Here is an 18111-nt window from a genome sequence, read left to right on the forward strand (position 1 = left end):
AGGACTGGCCTTCAAAGCTTAAATCCCTTAAGAATTTATATAGAATTAGCGATTAACTAGACTTCTAAACTTACTATATAAAAACTCAGTGCCACCATTAAACTTAATTAATTATATAAAGCTACAGCCATTCCCTAATAATATTTTATAACAAAATTAGAGTACTTGCAATAAATTTTTAGGTTAACCTAAAATATCCTTCAGTCTATACCTTGCTAAGTCACAACATACTTTATGATCAGTCATCGAATATAGCTACAATTTAAAAATTCCAGCCACAAACCCCCCACTTGATTGAAATGAACCTTAGATCAGATATATTGTACAAAAAGTGCTCCTGGATATCCACAATCGGGTCTTACTTGACATCTTACCCTATCACCAAAGAAAATTTAATTCTCAGTGGTCATTTTTCTGATATCATTATCAAAATCTTTATTGATAGTCGTTAAGTGAAGATTGCACCATTCTAACCATCCATTAGTCTTTTGATGAAAATAATTCAAATTTCCTGCTAAGACTTGCTCAAAATACATTGCAATTCCTTCGGTAAAGAGTAACCATAAAAAATAGTTTTCACCTTGCTCAAATTGGTCAAAATTACCATATTGTTGATGATAGATATGCCCTAATTCTTGAAAAATAAGTCCATGCATACGGTCTTTACTCATCCAATCTCATTCGATCATTTTTTCAATTCCCACTAGAATATAAGTTCTTCTGTCCAGTTCTACCACCCAACCTGCCCCATTACATAAACCTAAATAAAGCATAATTGTAAAATCTAGCTCTTTGCCAAATGCTTGAATAACTTTTTTATTTAACCCCCCAGTTACTTGCCTAAATGAGTCTACTACTTTGAACCGCTTTTTGCTTTCTGAAAAAGTCCTTTTTTAATGGGGAAATAATCGTTTAAAAGCTAAACTTCCCACCAACAAACACTCTTTTGGCGTCATCAGACAGTAAATCCTGATAGTTGGCTAACCATCTATCCATATATTCTTTCATAAACTGATTTGAAACTGCCCATTTACAAATAATGGATCAACTTCAGCAGTCGCATTAATGATTTCCATACCAAGTCTCCTCTTATTACCTATGTCAGCATATCCTATAGATCGGATCATTGCCAAACAAAGACCAGGATAATTTAAGCTATTTACAATTAGTCATATTCAGCCAACTAGCAATTTCTTCAGCTATTTTTTCAGGTTGGTCTTGATAGATAGCATGACTCGCGTTTTCGATAATTTTCATGCTTATATTATCATTTAAATTTTTAGATCTTTTTAGCTTGGTCGGTAAAACCTCTTGAAGATCACTAATCAGAAGCAATGTAGGTGTTTTATATGCTTTACTAGTAATCGATAACTGAATCGAATGATTAAGACTCAAAAGATTCAAAGCGCTCTCCTCGTTCATATATTTATAATTACCGCTAGATAGGATCTGTTTTGCATTGATCAGTTCATCTTCCAGTGATACTCCAAAATCTTCACTTGAGATAATCCCTCCATCAAGTAAAATGACTTTAGTAATATTACTTAAATGTGCAGCTAGAAAAGCAGCTATTTCACCCCCGATAGAATGCCCTATTATAACAGATGGTTTCTCCCCGATAGTATCCTTATAAAAGTTAATCAGTTCTTCTTTAGCTACTACATTGTCATTAAAGGCCTCTTCATGTCCGGGTAAATAGAGATAATTTACTCCTAAGCCTTTTTTAGACAATAATTTCAAAAATATTTCACTCTCTTCCTTCATGCCACCAAAACCATTAATAAAATAGATACATTCTTCTAACATATTGCTCTCCTTAATCTTATCAAAGACAGATTGTTAAAGTGGTTAAATACATAAATTAATTATACAGCGATACTAAGACAACTTTCAAAGTGTTTTAAATGTTCCACAAACTTGCTCAATGGATAAAAATCATAAATTTATGGGGAGTTTAACTCAACTTATAAGCAAATAATAATAATTACATTTTAACATAGTAATAGTTGCTGTGTTTAGCTTGTTTATACCGTAGCTATTATCATTTATGTTGGTCTAGTAGCCTATTGATATACCAGTTATTCATCTTTGTACTCTTGTCGCAACAATCTTATTCTCTTTTGTACAATTTGGAGTCATTTCTTAATAAATTGTTGAAAATTTACCTTACTTTTACTTAGAATTTACTAAAAATTTACAATGCTCTGCTAACTTATATCTAGATGAATAAATCATCAATAAATTATAAAGAAGGATTGAGCCAATGAAAAAAACAGTAATTCTATCATTATGTGCTTCTGTATTAATGTCAGTATGTGCCCCTACAATGACTTTTGCTAAACAAGAAGAAGGTCAATGGTCGGAACTTCCAGTAGCAACCTTGGAAGAAGGCCGTGCGCTAACTGAAGATTTATCTCTTATTTCTAAAAACCGAGCAAAATATGTCTTCTTATTTATCGGAGATGGCATGGGAAATATCCCTGTTTCTGCGGCTGAATATTACTTAGGTCCAGATAATGGTGACGAAGGTAACGGTCAAGCAGTCGCTCAACCGTTAAATTTTGCTAAATTTCCTGTTGTTGGTCTGCAAAACCCAACCGATGCTGACCATTATGTTCCGGACTCTGCTGGTACTGCTACCGCATTTGGAAATGGCGTAAAGATTGATTCAAACGTCATTGGTCTAACACCTGGCTATACCGAACAAACAGAATCAATTGCTGAAAAAGCTCAAGCTCAGGGAAAAGCCGTTGGTATCCTATCGACAGTAACTTTAAATCATGCGACTCCTGCTGCCTTCTATTCAAACGTTGAACACCGTAGAAATTATTACGAAATTGGTGAACAAATGGCTGCTTCAAACTTTGAATATTTTGCAGGGGGTTCTCTTGGTAAGCGAACAGGTGCTGAAGATGATCAAAAAGACTTATACGAGGTATTAGAAGAAAAAGGATATATGGTAGCAGATACTCAAGAAGAATTCGATACTATTACTGCTGACACTGAGAAAGTTTATGCACCTGCATCTGTTCTTTCTGAATCAGATGGTTCTTCTATGAAATATGCGATTGATCGACAAGAAGGTGAACCTACATTAGCAGATATGGTCGCTAAAGGAATTGAAGTCCTAAGCGCTAACGAAGAAGGATTCTTCATGATGACAGAATCTGGTAAGATTGACTGGGCAGAGCACGCTAATGATGCCGCAACAACTATTAAAGAAGTGATTGACTTTCAAGACTCTATCCAAGAAGCAATTGATTTCTACTATGAACATCCTGAAGAAACTTTAATCGTTGTAACTGCTGATCATCCTACCGGCGGTTTCACCATCGGAAACTCGGAAACAGGTTATAACTCTTACTTCCATTTACTAGACAATCAAAAAGTTTCTCAAGAACAATTTGATGTAATCTTTGCTAAGGCCAAAGAAGAAAATCCAGAAATGACTTTTGAAGATGCTGTTCCATTACTAGAAGAAAACTTCGGATTTATCTTTGACCTGGAAGCAGAAGAAGTTGTAAAGACTGCTGGCGAAGTCGAGAAAGCGGCTGAAGAAGGTGAAGAAGAAGCCAAAGACTTAATGTTAGTAACACCTTATGAATTAGCAGAATTACGTTATGCTTTCGAACAAACAATGAAACCATATGAAGAACGTAATCTGGGTCAAGCAGATATTATCAAAGGCTACCATGCATATGAACCATTATCAATCGCTGCTACACGTCTATTAGCACGTAAAGCTGGTTTAGCATTCACAACTGTTGACCACTCACCTGAGAAAGTTCCAGTTTTTGCAATCGGTGCTGGCGCTGCAATGTTTGAAGGTAATTTTGAAAATACAGATATTGCCTATAAGATTTTAGCAGCCATGGGATTATATGAAGGTGGCGATACTAAAATGGCTCCTTTAGAAGTAACAAAGAAGTTTTCTGGATCTATTGAGGAAAACGATAAAGAAGAAGCTTCTAAAGAAACAGTTGAAGTAGAAGAAGTTTCTGAAGAAAGTGTTGAAGAAAGTTCAGATTCTGAAACAAGTGAGGAAAGTTCTGAAGATTCATCGGTTGAAGAAAGCAGTAACTCTGAAGAAGAACCTGAAGAAGTAACTGAAAGCTCTGCTGAATAATTAATACATTAGTCACAAAAAGCACAGCTAAGATAAGGCTGTGCTTTTATTCTTTAAGGAGAATCTTATGCAACTTAAATCTATTTTAGCAAGTTTCCTTTTGTTTATTTCCCTACTCTCACCTTGTTCTCTTGTTAAAGCTGAAAGTTCAAGCATGAAAGAATTACCTTTCAGCGGATACTATCTAGCCCCTGAAGCAAGTAGTATTGAAGGATTGCTTTTTCAAGAAAACCAATTAATCATCTATATTAAAGATGAATCAAGGTATGCTCACCCTGTTTATGGACACGACCATGAAGATAACTATGATAATGAACAGCAAGATGTGGAAAAAGATATTAAATCAAACAAAGACCATCACGATGACACCATTGATCAAGAATTTATAGAATGGTTATTCGAATTTAATGCTTACCCTTATCCAGACCTTAAGAATTATTCTATATCTGTTCAAGAGAGATATAAGAAAGAAAATAATCTTCCAATTAACTTAAAAGAAGTTTATCTAGCCATTGTAGATCAGATAACACCTGAAATGACACAAAGAAATATCTTAGACTTGATTAATCAAACGATTCCTGACATTTCATATACACAAAAAAATGATTATAATTATTTCACTATTTCCTGCCCAACTATCACTGTAAATAACGATCATTGGACCGTCCAATTATTCGGTGAAGAAATTTTTTCTTTTGTGCAACAGTCTGGACAATTAATAGATAATCATGGAAATACTTATGAATACATTGACGGAATTAAACCCAACTAATTGCTGAAAGGTGTGAACTAATGAAAAGAATATTTATTACTTTATTAATTTTAACTGCCTTAACCCTTAATCTACTTTTTCCACACGCCACTTTCGCACAAGCAGAAGCTAATGTTAAAGAAACAAACCATATGAAAGTAGACGGTCATCACCAAGGACATCACATTAAGGCTAATTTTATCCCTGATAAAATTCTTAATCCTGACGATAGTCTATATGAAGCACCAGAAAAAATTGAAAAGTACGTTGGTATATATCAAGCACAAGCAACAGTTCCTAAATTGAATCTTAACTTAGATATCATTGTCTCAATCGAAGAAAGCGGCTTATTTAATATGGCCTACTATTTTACACAACGAGAAAAAGGAGAAAGTATACGTTTCTACGTAGATGAGAATGAAACAATTGAATCTATACCCGCTCCATATCAAGACCTCGTTATCTTGACAGGAGGTCTCAAAGAGTTTGAAGGTGGCTTAGGCTCAGGCTTAATTCGTAAAACGGTGTCACCGGTAGTACTATTAAATAATCAAGGCAAACCCGAAAGCTTATATCCTTATCAATCAATGGCATATGATCTGCGAGAAAATTATCAAAATGCTAGGGTTTATCAAGACCTTGGTCTTTATATAGTAAATGATGAAATTGTGATCGATGTAAACCATTTGATTGGTCTAGATGATGAACAAGAAAATAGAATCGCATTAAAAGCTACAAGTTTTAAAAATGAAGATGCTTTCCTAGTTGAAAAGAAAACATATGAAATTCTTCAAAAAGCTTTTGATCACTATCTTGATGATTATAATGATTTTAAGCTTCAATTTAAAAATAGTAATGACTTTGTTCAAGTCATTCAAGCAATGCATTTGAAGACCAACGCCAGTTTTCCTGCCGATACTAAATTTGAACTGATCGATCCTAGTCAAGTCAATAAAGATTCTGAAAGTGCCCATACATTTGCTTTGCTCATTAATGACCAAATCTTATATTTTTATGATGGACACAAATTATTTGTTGCAAATGAAATTGAAAATAATAATAGATGCTATTCTGCAAATGAATGGCAAACGAATTAATAGTTGAAGTCACCGAAAATTAAATTCTAAAATTTTCCATCCAGCCAAACCCTATTAAATAATCAACAACTACAAATAATCCCTTGTTAGATTGAGCAAATCGATTGAAGATAAATACCATCTTTGCTAATGTTTAAATAAAGGAGATGGTATGAATGTTTTTAGTTATGCAACATATAAAACCTAAAGTAGGCAAAACAGAAAGCATCATCAATAAATTATCGAATCGTGAAATCATAAATGATCAACCAGGTTTCATTAATTTATCAATCAGTAGAGGCATTGAAGAGGATTTAATTGTGGTTTTAGGCTCATGGAAATCACAAGAAGATTGGAAAAATTGGGAAAATTCAGAAGATCGAAAAAAATTAGACGATCCAGATGACAGTGAAATTGAATCGATGGAGTCACATAAATTAGAAATTCTAAAGGACGAAAAAATGCCTAAAAAATAATCCAAGTTATCTTAAATAATTCGATAGGATTAGGAAACAAAAGAGCAAGCAGCATGTGTGCTGTTTGCTCTTTATTTAGTTAATTGATTATAAACTATCTATCAAATCTAACATCTCACTATTTTCAGGGATATCTTTCATGGAATGACCGTAGTGAATATATCTCAACTCACCCTTTTTATCTACCAACATTTGAGCTGGCATCCGTCCCATCTTAAAAAGATTTACTTCTTGACCATACAATTTTAATACCGAATGGTTTGGATCAGGTAGACCATAAAATTCTAAGTCATTTTCATGCCAGTAGTCTGCGAATTTTTTATCGTTTTCAGGACCAATGACGACAATAGCGGTGTCTCTTTTTTCAAACTGATTATAATCTTTATGCAACTGCATCATGTGCTTGCGGCAGAAAGGTCATATAAAGCCTCTGTTTAATACAAGCATTACATTTTTACTTCCTCTGAAAGCTGAAAGCTTAACTGTCTTTCCTTCGAAATCTTCTAATTCAAAGTCTGGTGCCTTTTTATTGACTTCAATACTTGCCATAAAATTCATCTCTTTCCTTTCACTGATTAAACAATATACTATTTAAAAATCACTATCTTTCAGCTTTATTAAATCAATAAAGTGGTTTAATGATTAATCTTAAAGGATTAACTTTTTATATCCACTTTAATAAAACACTTTAAATAGTTGATACATACAACTTACCACTCATTGCTTAGTCATTTTAAATATTTACAAAGCTTATTGTTATAATGTTTTTGTTTAAAAATAAGAGACATGAATTTAATTTCATGTCTCTTATTTTTAATTTATATCAACACTTTTGACCTACTCATTAGCTTCAGTAAGAACTTTTTGAACAGCTGGATCTTCCTTAAGATGTTCTACCATACGCTTAACGTTTGGATAGTCTTTATACGTTTTTTCTAAATTCTTAGTCCAAGTTGCAAAAATGAATGCTAATGGATCAAGCACAGTACGTTTATTTTGGTAGAGGTGATTAGAATCACCAATAATATCATCAAGATGTTTGAAGTTCGCATCAATACGAGCAGGCGCTGCCGCACGAGCCATTTCAATTACATCTATGTCTTCAGATGTTGTATAACGCTGTGGGTTAAAGAACGGCCAGAATGATGGATGAATATCTGCAGAAAGGAATAGAGATGTTTCATCAAACTCAAAAACATTTTCTAACCCTTCATTAGGTCCTAAATCTTTTTCTGGAACGGAATTAGCAATGTATTGTAAAATTGCTCCTGCTTGAGTCATCGGACGATCGGCTCCAATTTCAAGAGCAGGAACCATTCCTAAAGGATTAATTTTACGATACTCAGGATCATTGTAATCCACACGAATGGTTTCATACTCAAGACCAGACCATTCTAAAGCGATCCAGCAAGCCAAGGAACAAGTACCAGGTGCATAGTATAATTTCAACATTTTATCAAACCTTTCTTTTTTTTATTGATTATATTATAGCATTAAAAAGTGTCATAGGAAATAATTGAGTGAATTCGATAGCATGCTTTTAAAATAAGAGTAAGCTAGTAACTAGCTAATTTTAAACAGCAGCTGTAACTCCTCCATCAATGACAAACTCAGATCCAGTTGAATATCTTGCTTCATCGGAAGCTAAGAATACAACTAAATTAGAAACTTCTTTAGGCTGAGCCACTCGGCGCATAGGAATAGTTTCTTTAAATTTATCAACCGCTTCCTTAACACCCGGTTGTTCTAACATTGGTGTGTGTACTACACCAGGATGGACAGAATTAACGGTTATATTATATGGAGATAACTCTCTCGCTGCTGATTTCGTCATTCCTCTAACCGCAAACTTAGTGTCTGTATATCCGATCGCCCCACCTACTAAACCATTCATAGAAGAAATGTTAATTATAGAACCATACTTTTGTTGCTTCATAATAGGTGTTACGGCTTTAATACCTAAAAAGACGGAAACTTGGTTGATATTCACAATTTTCATGTAATCGTCTAATGAAACATCTTCAATTTTCATATTATAAGTGATACCTGCATTATTAACGAGCGAGTCTATCCTGCCCCATTTATCCATTGTCGCATCAATTACCTTTTTCCAGTCACTTTCCTTGGTCACATCTTGTTTAACAAATAGAACATTTTGACCAAGTTCTTTAGCAACTTCATTACCTTTTTCTTCATTAATATCAGTAATGACAACCTTAGCTCCTTCAGCTAAAGCGACCTCTGCATGCACTTTCCCCATCCCTTGAGCGCCGCCAGTAATAATTAAAACTTTACCTTCTAATCTTTCCATTTTGTTTCCTCCTAATATAATTTAATACTTCCTCCATCGACCATAAATGTTTGACCTGTGATGTAACGTGATTCATCACTTGCTAGAAAAACTGCGACTGGTGCGATATCTTTGTCAATATCACCAAATTTTTGGAGTGGAATACCTTGAACGACTTTTTCATAATATTCAGGGTTTTCAGCACGCCAAGCATCGACACCTTCAGAATAGGCTATAGGTGAAATGACATTCACATTGATACCATCTTTACCAAACTCATTCGCCATCACACGCGAAATCCCACGAATCGCTTCTTTGGCTGCTACATAAGCCCCTTGATGGTTATCACCCTTAATGGCTGCTCCTGAACCAAAATTAATGATATTTCCTTTAGTCTTTTTAAGATATGGAATAGCTAGTTGACTCAAGAAAAAGGTAGCATAGAAACCAGACTCCATTGATAGAGCTAAATCTTCTTCTGTAATATCTAAGAAGCTCTTCATCCTTGAAGCATGAGCATTATTGACCAACACATCGATTTGATGATAGCGGTCAACAACCCCTTGAATGCACGTTTCTAAGGCTGATTTTTTAGTCAAATCAGTCTTGATAAAGAAGGTATTATATCCCTCCTCATTTAGAGAACGGCTTAAAGCCTCGCCTTTTTCTTGATTAAGATCGACGATTGCTACTTTTGCCCCTTCTCTAGCATAGGCGCGGACAATGGCTGAACCAATTCCACCAGCCCCGCCTGTTACTATTGCCACTTTATCTTTTAAGCGCTCCATTCTATTTCCCCCTTATAATTTATTTTTGAATCTGTAACATCTGCATATTTTAATCATACGCCACTTTAAGAAAATTGGCTAATAAAGCGACTCGTAAAAACGTCCTTAGGGTTGCTATAAATACATTTGTTAAAATTTTAAACAGTTAGGATAAAAATAATTTTAATCCTTTATATTTAAATTCCGTATAGGGCGGGTCATTCAGTTGAAGCATATCTTCTTGAAGCATTTCCTGTAATAAAGTGTTGATATATAAGTCACCGATCTCTGTAAGTTCTATAAAAGCTTGCAATTCTTTTTTAAAAGCATCTTGATAGCTATTCGGATCTTTTAAATAACTAATTACAAAATCTTTTTCTTCACGACTATATTCCATTTAACCCCCTCCTTCTCTATTAAAAGCATCCTCTTATCCATATTCGGTGGCAAACCAGACGGCTTAAAAAAACCTCCTGCTGATACAGGAAGTTTAAATAAGTCGCCCACTTAATCTTCATAAGATTTAAAGGGATCGTTTGAATTAGGTAATCGGTCTGGTGTAATGGTTAAGCCCATTTCTCTTTGTTCATGATTCAATTCTTTGATGAGGGATAAAATAACTAAAATAAGAATGAAAACAAAGGGTAAGGAAACGATTATTAAGACATTTTGAATAGCTAGTAAACCGCCAGACAATAGTAAGACAACCGCAATAATTGAAAGTGTAAATCCCCAAGTAATCTTAGTTCTATTATTAGGCTTGATATTACCTTCTTCCGACAACATGGCCAAAACAAAAGTCGCTGAGTCCGCTGACGTAATAAAAAATGAGACAACAAGAATAATCGCCACTAAAGAAAGAAGGCCGCTTAAAGGATAATAGTTAAAGGTTGCAAATAGCAACTGTTCGGGTTCAAAAGCTGTTAAGTCGGCTATATTCATTTGAACATTGGCTGCTAAAGTTCCAAAAGTAGAGAACCAAATAAAACTTAATAGCGTAGGAAGTAGAAGTACCACCGTTAAAAACTCACGTATGGTGCGTCCGCGCGAAATACGGGCTATAAAAATCCCCACGAAGGGCGACCATGAAGTCCACCATGCCCAATAAAACAAAGTCCAAGTATTAATCCACTCCCTCTTATCCCTATCAAAAGCGGCTGATCGAAAACTCATTTCAATAAAATTTTGTAAATAATTACCCAATGATTCTGTAAATGTGTTTAAAACACCGACAGTCGGGCCTACAATAGCGACAATGGCTAATAGACAGCCCGCTAAAAGCAGGTTTAAATTGGAAAGAATTTTAACCCCTTTTCCTAACCCTGAAATAGCAGAAAGTATAAATAAGATCGTTGTGATAATTATAATAATAATTTGGACACTATTAGAAATAGAGATATTAAACAAATAATTTAACCCTCCATTAATTTGGGCTGCGCCAAAACCAATAGTAGTTGCGACCCCAATAACAGTGGCAACAATCGTTATTGTATCCACTACTGTTCCGATCCAGCCCGTTGCTTTATTTCCTAGTAAAGGTTTTAAAGTATGAGATAATAGGTAGTTTTCTTGCTTACGAAAACCAAAGTAAGCTAGGGCAAGTGCTACCACACCATAGATCGCCCAACCATGTATCCCCCAATGGAAAAAAGTAAAGCGAAAGGCATCCGCTAACGCTTCTTGACTTCCTGCTGGAGCAATCGGAGTCGAAATAGCAAAGTGTGACAAAGGTTCTGCCGCTCCGTAAAAAACAAGCCCAATTCCCATACCAGCGGAAAACATCATAGCTACCCAAGAAGTGGTCGAATATTCAGGTTTTGAGTCGGGTTCTCCTAAACGAATCTGGCCTAAGGGACTAAGTATGAAATAAATACAAACTAATAATATTAGTGGAATGAGTAGAAGATAAAGCCAACCAAAATTGTTTGCCACCTGATCTTTTAAAATTTGTGTTCCAACACTTAATTCATTAGGAATAAAAATACCTAAAATAACTAATAAAAATGACGTTATAAGCGATGCATGATATACTGAAATTTCTTTTAACTTTTTCAAATCATTCCTCCTAAATTTATTTTAAAACAGGGCTTTTATACTATCAAAATTGACTTTGTTTGTAAAATTTACCCATTTTTCATCTTAAGACTTGTTGTTTTTGACAAGATTTTATATAGTTAATATTTATAAGTATTCAATAGAAAGGATGCCCTTATGACCAAAAAAATTATTGGTAAAATTACTAGTGCTTATTTTATCTTCACCATACTGACCACACTTTTTGTCCATTTAGGTTTAGAAATTAAAAAAAATGAATTGGTAACTTTCGATACTCCCATTCAAAGCTGGGTACGCGACCTTCAAAATCCCTTGATGGACAAAATCATGCTCTTTATTACCCACTCTTCAAGTGCCATACCAGTCTTAATTTTTTTCGCCATCATCCTTTTAATGCTTTTTAAAAAAAGAGCCTTTAATAAAATGCACTTCCTATTGATAGCTATTCCGGGAACTTTGGTTATTAATACAATTCTAAAGTTGATTTTCCAAAGAGACCGACCAGATTTGCTCAATCTTTTAATCGAAGAAAACTTTTATTCTTTCCCATCTGGTCATGCTATGATTAGTTCTACCGCTGTCTTTGCCATAATGGTCTTATGTTGGCGTAGCAAGCACTTTTATAAAATTTTAACTTTAGGTTTAATTTATACTTTTCTAGTTGGTTATTCCCGCGTTTATCTAGGAGTACATTTCCCTTCGGATATTATAGGCGGCTGGATGATTAGTTTCGCTTGGGTGGTCTTAGCTCAAAAATTAATTTTAAACAAGAATGTGATTGAATAAAAAAGCCAGCTCAATTGTACTGACCCTTAAACCCGAACAAGGTTTTAGGGGGTCGGTACATTGAGCAGGACTCTTTTTTTAATTAGCTTAAAATCTTAAAGATAAACACGTTAAGCTACCGTCAATTTTCTTAAATTCATCAGTATTTACTACTTTTACAGGATAACCTAAACTTTCAATATGTGCTTGTGTTTTAGGGTGACCTTCAGGAACCAGCACCGTCCCATTGATATAAAGACTGTTGATGGCATAGAGTTCTTCCGCTTCAACCACATATCGCTTATATTTTTGGAAATCCTCGACCTTATTCATCACCGGACTAACTAACATATTGTTATTTTCTAAATAAATAACAAAGTCTTTTAAGTGCAGTCCTTCTGTGACCGACACCGTTGAAGAAGTATAGCCAAACTGGCGCACAATTTGGTCAAATTGTTTAGCCCCTTCTTGATTAGTTCGATCGGATAAGCCCACATAAAAATGCTTATCTACTAGCATCACATCTCCACCCTCCATAGTTCCGGGTGCCTCAATGTAAAAGATTTGATCTTCTTTATAGAAATCCTTAAGTACTTTTTTCATTTCATATTTTTCTCCATTACGCGATTCTTTGGGTGAATTAGTCACAATCGCAAACTCTGCCATAACCACAGCTGGATCTTCAACAAAACAAGAATCAGGGTATTCTTCTAAAGGCTCTAAAGCAGTGACTTTTACTCCTAATTCTTCCAATGCTTTGACATAGTTAGCGTGTTGCACCAAGGCATCTTCATAAACTGGTTGCTCTTTAGAGAACATTCCAGTCGTAATACCTTCTAACATTGATTGACTAGGTGTTCTAACGATGGCGTGCGAAAATTTTAACATGTAATTCCTCCTGTTTTTTTAGTTATTGATGTGTTGGCACTATTGTATTTATTCAAGGACTTGTATTTATTTTATTTGTTCAATTAATTTATTATCAATACTTAACAAATCAATTAGGACAATGTCTTCATGTTTGATTTCGTATAACTGATTTTCAGTCAAATCATCGATTGTTGAAGAAGAAAGAACAAATGATTCCTTGGTTTTTTCTATAATCCTACCTTGAAGTATAAAATCATTCTCGGTAGTTATAATAGATACTTGTTTATTCACTAAGATAGGCTCATTGATTGGGTCTTTTCCTTGAAATTGTTGTTCATAATCTTTGGTCAGTGAATATGGGTCGTAAAGATTAATTGATTTATTATAATCAATTATTTTTTTAAAATTTTTAAGATAGCAAGTTGAAGAAACGATATTGGATATAAATGCATTTTTTCTATATTGAAAACTCTCAATCATTCCATATTCATTAATTGAAATTAGAGTTGAGAAGTCGTCTTCAATTGCAATTAAGTATCCAAGTGAAAAATATTCTTCATTTTTGTTACTAAATTCAGAATAAATTTCTACTAATTGATTTGTTTTTAAAGTTAATTCTAATTCATTCATATAAATCAGCTCCTTAATTAGATTGCTAAATTCTCATGAAATTCACTCCCTTTTTTTAGTGTTTATAGGTGGGGTTAGTGAATGTCCGTTTGTAATCTTTCTATTATTTAGGCTTTTTAGTAAAACTTTGTAACCTATTGTCCTCCTATAAAATGAAAAAGTTCCAGCATAGGCTTTGGTTCTAGTAGGATACACTATTCCTCCAAAAACAAAGTGATGGTTTTCTAACAATGCATTATAATTCATAGCTTATCTCTTCAAATAAATCAGCTTGTTCCACTCCTGCTTTTGTCTTTTCATGCTCCTTTCTTTCAATAGATAATCTTTCAACTTTTTTCTCTAGACTCTTCCATTAAGAAGTTGAACTGTCTTACACTTTCCTCTCGGAATATAGGAAGGGCAGATTATTTATCGATATATTTTACATTTCCACTGAAACTTTGCTTTAATCGAAAGGCTTCTCCTAAACGTTCACTATAGTCGAAAATGCTAATAGGTGTGTGTCTAATCGCATGCTTGATAGATAGTCTCCCAATTTTTATTTGTTCAATTTAAAGCTTTATTAAGCATCGGTATATTTAATTGGTTAAAAAGCTAGTGTCTTAAAACTATCCACCTGCAAGATGTTTGTATTTTCTTTTAATCGTTTAAGTATTGATTTATTGCCGATACCATTTAGCTCTTTGAACGATAAAATCAGCTTTGCAATCGCTCGATTCATTTTTTCCAATATTTTCACTCCAATTGATTTGTCTCATTAATTTTATCAAAAAAACGCTTTAAAGTCTTAGCTATTCATAGTTAATATTTAGAGAATCTAACTTCGGAATGACCGATATAAAAGACGCTCCTGCTGCTTAAACTCTATTTTTTGACTTACAAGCTATGAGGAGTAAAACGAAGCCATAGATAGACAACCGTCTATATAGGAGAATGTAAATGAATTGAGAAGAACTTAGTTTATTACTAAAAGCAATCGCCGATCCTAATCGTCTCAAGATCTTAGAACTTATTTCATGTCAGGGAAAGAGAGCTAGTGAACAAACCACGACCTATTGCTGGCATTGAGAATTTAAAAGTAGCTAATTTCAGTCCTGAAATTTCCCCTTCAAAGGTAAATTGATTAGGATTAGAAACGAAGCCTCCTAACTGTTGGCTCCATTAAACATTACGCCTAAAAAAGAGTGCCCTTCACTGATTAAAATTACCCTTTAACCGGTTAAGATTCCATTGTTTTTAATAACTCATAATTGCTTGACTTCCTCATCCGTTAAAGTAACTCCTTTGCCCATCTTATCATGATCAGGTAAACAATCTCCAAGGCCCTATTTAGCAGGACACTTATTCCATGAAAGAAGATTGAATTCTTTAGACCATCCTTTATTAGCGGAAAGACTCCCAATGGTTTCAATATTTTTGTAAGTAATAGCTGCCCTTTTAAAGTAGTCTTATTTTTAAACGAATAGCCACCCTCTGTTTCTATCCATCTTATAGTCTTCATTACCGTCATTATTATCACCAATCCTTCCAGTTTAATTTACCATAAGCCTCGATGACTAAAAACTATTATAATCAAAAGCACTTATCTCTAAGAGACAAGTGCTTGATCGTATTACGGATATTCTTTTGCTTTTAAATTTCTTTCTAAATGGGTTTCTTTCACAAGAATTATTCATCTATAGTGAGTAGTGAAACCTGAGCTAAAATTTCTTTCTAAGTACTGCTTGCCATAATCCGTCATATATAACAAAAAAATTATGCAAAGATTGGCTTTTAATGATTATTTCCATTTTAGCAGTAACATTTAGCTTTTTAGTAGAGACGTAACCATTCTTGTAATATAGATAAACTCTTAAAGAAATGAGTTGCCTTCTCCTTCCTCCGCTATTGCTTGATAGGCACTAAAAATTAAATGAATTCCGCTTGCTTAAAAGCTTTTATTTCTTGGACCATCATGGCTAAAGCAATAAGAATTACAATCAAATCAACTAGTGCTTCTGCCCACCAAACAGCCCCACTTCCAAATATTCCAGGTAAGATAAGCAAAGCTGGTACGAATAAAATAAGTTGTCTTAACAGAACAATAATCCCAGCTTTTTTACCATTGCCAATCGATTGGAAAAATGTGATTGCCATATTCATAGCTGCATAAAGTATATATACTGAGAAAAACAGTCTAAAATGCCCCACTCCACGTTGGATAATTTCTTCGCTCACATTAAATAAACCAAATATTCTTGCAGGGAAAAATTGTGCCGGTAGGTAGAACACTAAAGATAATATAGTACCTGATAGGATAAAAATCTTCATCGTTTCTTTAACTCTTGCATACTGCTTCGCTCCAAAATTAGCCCCTATAATAGGTTGAAGGGCTTGACTCATACCCCAAAGTGGAATAAATGAGAAGCCATAAAACCTCAAGGTCGCAGCCATTAGTGTTGCCCACTCATCACTTCCATATTGAAAGGCTTGTCGATATAACAAGCTTTGTTGAACCATAAATAAAATCTGCATGAGCATAGCTGAAATACCTACCCCCACCATTTCTTTAGAAAGTTCATTAGCCTTTTTGATTTTTCCTATCTTTACAACATCACTCTTATAACGGAAATAATACAAGGTAAACCCTGCTTGAACGGATTGAGCCAAGATTGTAGCTAAGGCTGCTCCTTCTATTCCATATTCTCCCATCGCAATCATGAAAATAGGGTCAAGAATTATATTGAGAATCGCTCCTAGCCCCATTATCAGCATAGCCTTTTTTACTTGGCCTTCGCCTCGCATGACCATATTAGATGATTGAACATAATTGATAAAAAATGACCCTGCGAAAATAATTCTCACGTATCGAAGACCTAGCTCTTTGATTGCTCCACTTGCTCCTAATAAATCTAAAAAATAAGGAGATAAAAAGATTCCAAATACTGTAATCAAAAGTGATAATACAATTACCCAATAAACTAAGTTCCCCATTATCTTATCGATTTTCTCCTGATCACCTTCTCCTAAGGCTCTTGATAAAATAGAAGCACTCCCTATTCCAATCAATGTCGATACGCCATTATTTACAAAAGTAATCGGCGCAGAAACAGAGCAAGCCGTCATGGCAGCTTCTCCTAAAATATTTCCAGCAAAAATTCCATCCATCAAAGGAAACAGTCCGATAACGAGCATACCGAGTACAGCTGGAACAGCCTGATGAAACATAAGTCGAACAAGATTATCCGTTAAAAGTCTTTCTTTCATTGTTTTTTCCATTTTGTTTTCTCCCTTCTTTGAAAAGTGCTACAAACATTTTTTCTATAATTTCTTTATTTTTTTTAAAATTATCTCTAGCTTCTAAAATATCTGCCCCTAAAATCATTGAATTAATAAAATCTGTCACAAAATCATAGAGTGCATCATTCAATAAAAATTCTGGAACATTCCTTTGAAGCTGACTAAATTCTTCCCTACTTTGTGCTTTTAACTGGTTAAAGATACTATTGAGCTTTTTGCTTCTCTTTTTTTCAATTAAAAATTGGACATAAATTTCCATATATAAATTATCATCCAGTATTTTTTCGACAAGTTGTTTTGCTATAAACTCTATTTCATACCCTTGCTTGAACTCACTTAAGTTGGATTTGATTACTTCATTTCTATAATGTATCCCATCAACCATTAGGTCATGAAGAATATCAATGGTGCTTTTATAATAATGATAGAAGCCTCCTTTAGACATGGTCGTTTCGTTAATAATATCTTCCATCGTAGTATTAGCGAACCCTTTACTAACAAACACTTTTCTGGCTGCTTCTTTAATTTCATTTTTTCTTTCTTCTGGCTTTAATCGCCTAGCCGAGCACATGCAACCCCCCCTTTTTTTATATACCGACGGTATCGTCGATAATAGTTTATTATTCTTACTTTAGAGAGTCAAGAGTTTTTATAAAAAAGAATGCTCTAAATTTTACCCCCCGTGCAAATCTCGTTCCATACAAAGAAGTAAGAAAATATTAAATAGTTTACGTCTAAATTTTTTAACGGCTTCTGAGACACTTATTAGTCGTGTCCCTTAGAGTGCGTCCTTTAATTCATTCATTGAAACAATATGGGTTGTTAAAATAGGTTGAAATACAGCTTCCTTCGTTTTTAATCGGTAGGATTATAACGCTTGAGTAAGTTTGAGACGTTTCACTTTTTTAAGCTCCTAATTGAATTGCGAATTAGGGGCTTTAGATAATGCAAAAACTCATTAAACCTTTCTTCTGTCAACCGTAAATGAAAATGTCCTGAAATTTTAAAAATTTGCGGGATAAAACT

At 34.2% G+C, this 18111-nt stretch carries 18 protein-coding genes and 1 pseudogene; 5 read left to right on the plus strand and 14 right to left on the minus strand.

Features of this window, described 5'->3' with window-relative positions:
* Positions 1-392: 392 nt before the first annotated feature.
* The gene (locus ACQV2T_RS05315; protein ID WP_428885250.1) at positions 393-671 is read right to left on the minus strand and encodes a hypothetical protein; all 279 of its coding nucleotides are present in this window, start codon (positions 669-671) and stop codon (positions 393-395) included.
* 484 nt (positions 672-1155) lie between these two features.
* Complete coding sequence (locus tag ACQV2T_RS05320) at positions 1156-1806, minus strand: alpha/beta hydrolase (RefSeq protein ID WP_428874071.1); 651 nt, start codon at positions 1804-1806, stop codon at positions 1156-1158.
* A 457-nt stretch (positions 1807-2263) separates the two neighbouring features.
* On the opposite strand from ACQV2T_RS05320, the gene ACQV2T_RS05325 reads away from it, so the two are divergent.
* The 4 genes from ACQV2T_RS05325 to ACQV2T_RS05340 all read left to right on the plus strand — a co-directional run bounded on the left by ACQV2T_RS05325 (position 2264) and on the right by ACQV2T_RS05340 (position 6429).
* Positions 2264-4126, plus strand: a complete 1863-nt coding sequence (locus tag ACQV2T_RS05325) for an alkaline phosphatase (RefSeq protein WP_428893330.1) — start codon at positions 2264-2266, stop codon at positions 4124-4126.
* Between the two features lie 154 nt (positions 4127-4280).
* A complete protein-coding gene (locus ACQV2T_RS05330) occupies positions 4281-4898 on the plus strand; it encodes a hypothetical protein (protein WP_428893331.1) in 618 nt (205 codons plus the stop codon).
* 20 nt (positions 4899-4918) lie between these two features.
* A complete protein-coding gene (locus ACQV2T_RS05335; RefSeq protein ID WP_428893332.1) occupies positions 4919-5974 on the plus strand; it encodes a hypothetical protein in 1056 nt (351 codons plus the stop codon).
* Between the two features lie 155 nt (positions 5975-6129).
* Positions 6130-6429 (plus strand): antibiotic biosynthesis monooxygenase family protein, encoded by a 300-nt coding sequence (locus ACQV2T_RS05340; RefSeq protein ID WP_428874925.1) that lies wholly within the window; start codon positions 6130-6132, stop codon positions 6427-6429.
* Between the two features lie 87 nt (positions 6430-6516).
* Here the strand turns inward: ACQV2T_RS05340 and ACQV2T_RS05345 are convergent, their stop codons facing one another.
* The 6 genes from ACQV2T_RS05345 to ACQV2T_RS05370 all read right to left on the minus strand — a co-directional run bounded on the left by ACQV2T_RS05345 (position 6517) and on the right by ACQV2T_RS05370 (position 11541).
* A complete protein-coding gene (locus ACQV2T_RS05345) occupies positions 6517-6978 on the minus strand; it encodes a peroxiredoxin family protein (protein ID WP_428874926.1) in 462 nt (153 codons plus the stop codon).
* 288 nt (positions 6979-7266) lie between these two features.
* Positions 7267-7881, minus strand: a complete 615-nt coding sequence (locus tag ACQV2T_RS05350) for a glutathione S-transferase family protein (protein WP_428874066.1) — start codon at positions 7879-7881, stop codon at positions 7267-7269.
* Between the two features lie 121 nt (positions 7882-8002).
* Complete coding sequence (locus ACQV2T_RS05355; RefSeq protein ID WP_428874065.1) at positions 8003-8740, minus strand: SDR family NAD(P)-dependent oxidoreductase; 738 nt, start codon at positions 8738-8740, stop codon at positions 8003-8005.
* Between the two features lie 11 nt (positions 8741-8751).
* Complete coding sequence (locus ACQV2T_RS05360; RefSeq protein ID WP_428874064.1) at positions 8752-9507, minus strand: SDR family NAD(P)-dependent oxidoreductase; 756 nt, start codon at positions 9505-9507, stop codon at positions 8752-8754.
* Positions 9508-9652: 145 nt separating this feature from the next.
* Positions 9653-9883 (minus strand): hypothetical protein, encoded by a 231-nt coding sequence (locus tag ACQV2T_RS05365; RefSeq protein ID WP_428874063.1) that lies wholly within the window; start codon positions 9881-9883, stop codon positions 9653-9655.
* 110 nt (positions 9884-9993) lie between these two features.
* Positions 9994-11541 (minus strand): BCCT family transporter, encoded by a 1548-nt coding sequence (locus ACQV2T_RS05370; protein ID WP_428874927.1) that lies wholly within the window; start codon positions 11539-11541, stop codon positions 9994-9996.
* 156 nt (positions 11542-11697) lie between these two features.
* Between ACQV2T_RS05370 and ACQV2T_RS05375 the strand changes: the two genes are divergently transcribed.
* Positions 11698-12327, plus strand: a complete 630-nt coding sequence (locus tag ACQV2T_RS05375) for a phosphatase PAP2 family protein (RefSeq protein WP_428892540.1) — start codon at positions 11698-11700, stop codon at positions 12325-12327.
* Between the two features lie 87 nt (positions 12328-12414).
* Here ACQV2T_RS05375 and ACQV2T_RS05380 read toward each other — a convergent pair whose 3' ends face one another.
* The 6 genes and pseudogenes from ACQV2T_RS05380 to ACQV2T_RS05405 all read right to left on the minus strand — a co-directional run bounded on the left by ACQV2T_RS05380 (position 12415) and on the right by ACQV2T_RS05405 (position 17656).
* Complete coding sequence (locus ACQV2T_RS05380; protein ID WP_428876349.1) at positions 12415-13194, minus strand: dimethylarginine dimethylaminohydrolase family protein; 780 nt, start codon at positions 13192-13194, stop codon at positions 12415-12417.
* Between the two features lie 66 nt (positions 13195-13260).
* Positions 13261-13806, minus strand: a complete 546-nt coding sequence (locus tag ACQV2T_RS05385) for a hypothetical protein (protein WP_428874059.1) — start codon at positions 13804-13806, stop codon at positions 13261-13263.
* A 586-nt stretch (positions 13807-14392) separates the two neighbouring features.
* The gene (locus tag ACQV2T_RS05390) at positions 14393-14536 is read right to left on the minus strand and encodes a hypothetical protein (RefSeq protein WP_428874058.1); all 144 of its coding nucleotides are present in this window, start codon (positions 14534-14536) and stop codon (positions 14393-14395) included.
* Between the two features lie 514 nt (positions 14537-15050).
* Positions 15051-15233, minus strand: a pseudogene (locus tag ACQV2T_RS05395) (YdbC family protein).
* A gap of 481 nt (positions 15234-15714) precedes the next feature.
* Positions 15715-17064: an MATE family efflux transporter gene (locus tag ACQV2T_RS05400; protein WP_428874930.1), complete on the minus strand. Its 1350-nt coding sequence runs from the start codon at positions 17062-17064 to the stop codon at positions 15715-15717.
* Positions 17027-17656: a TetR/AcrR family transcriptional regulator gene (locus ACQV2T_RS05405; RefSeq protein ID WP_428874056.1), complete on the minus strand. Its 630-nt coding sequence runs from the start codon at positions 17654-17656 to the stop codon at positions 17027-17029. Before ACQV2T_RS05405 ends, ACQV2T_RS05400 begins: the two co-directional genes overlap by 38 nt.
* Positions 17657-18111: the final 455 nt, after the last annotated feature.

This window comes from Facklamia sp. P13069 (genome assembly GCF_050409405.1).
Taxonomy (GTDB): Bacteria; Bacillota; Bacilli; order Lactobacillales; family Aerococcaceae; genus Facklamia.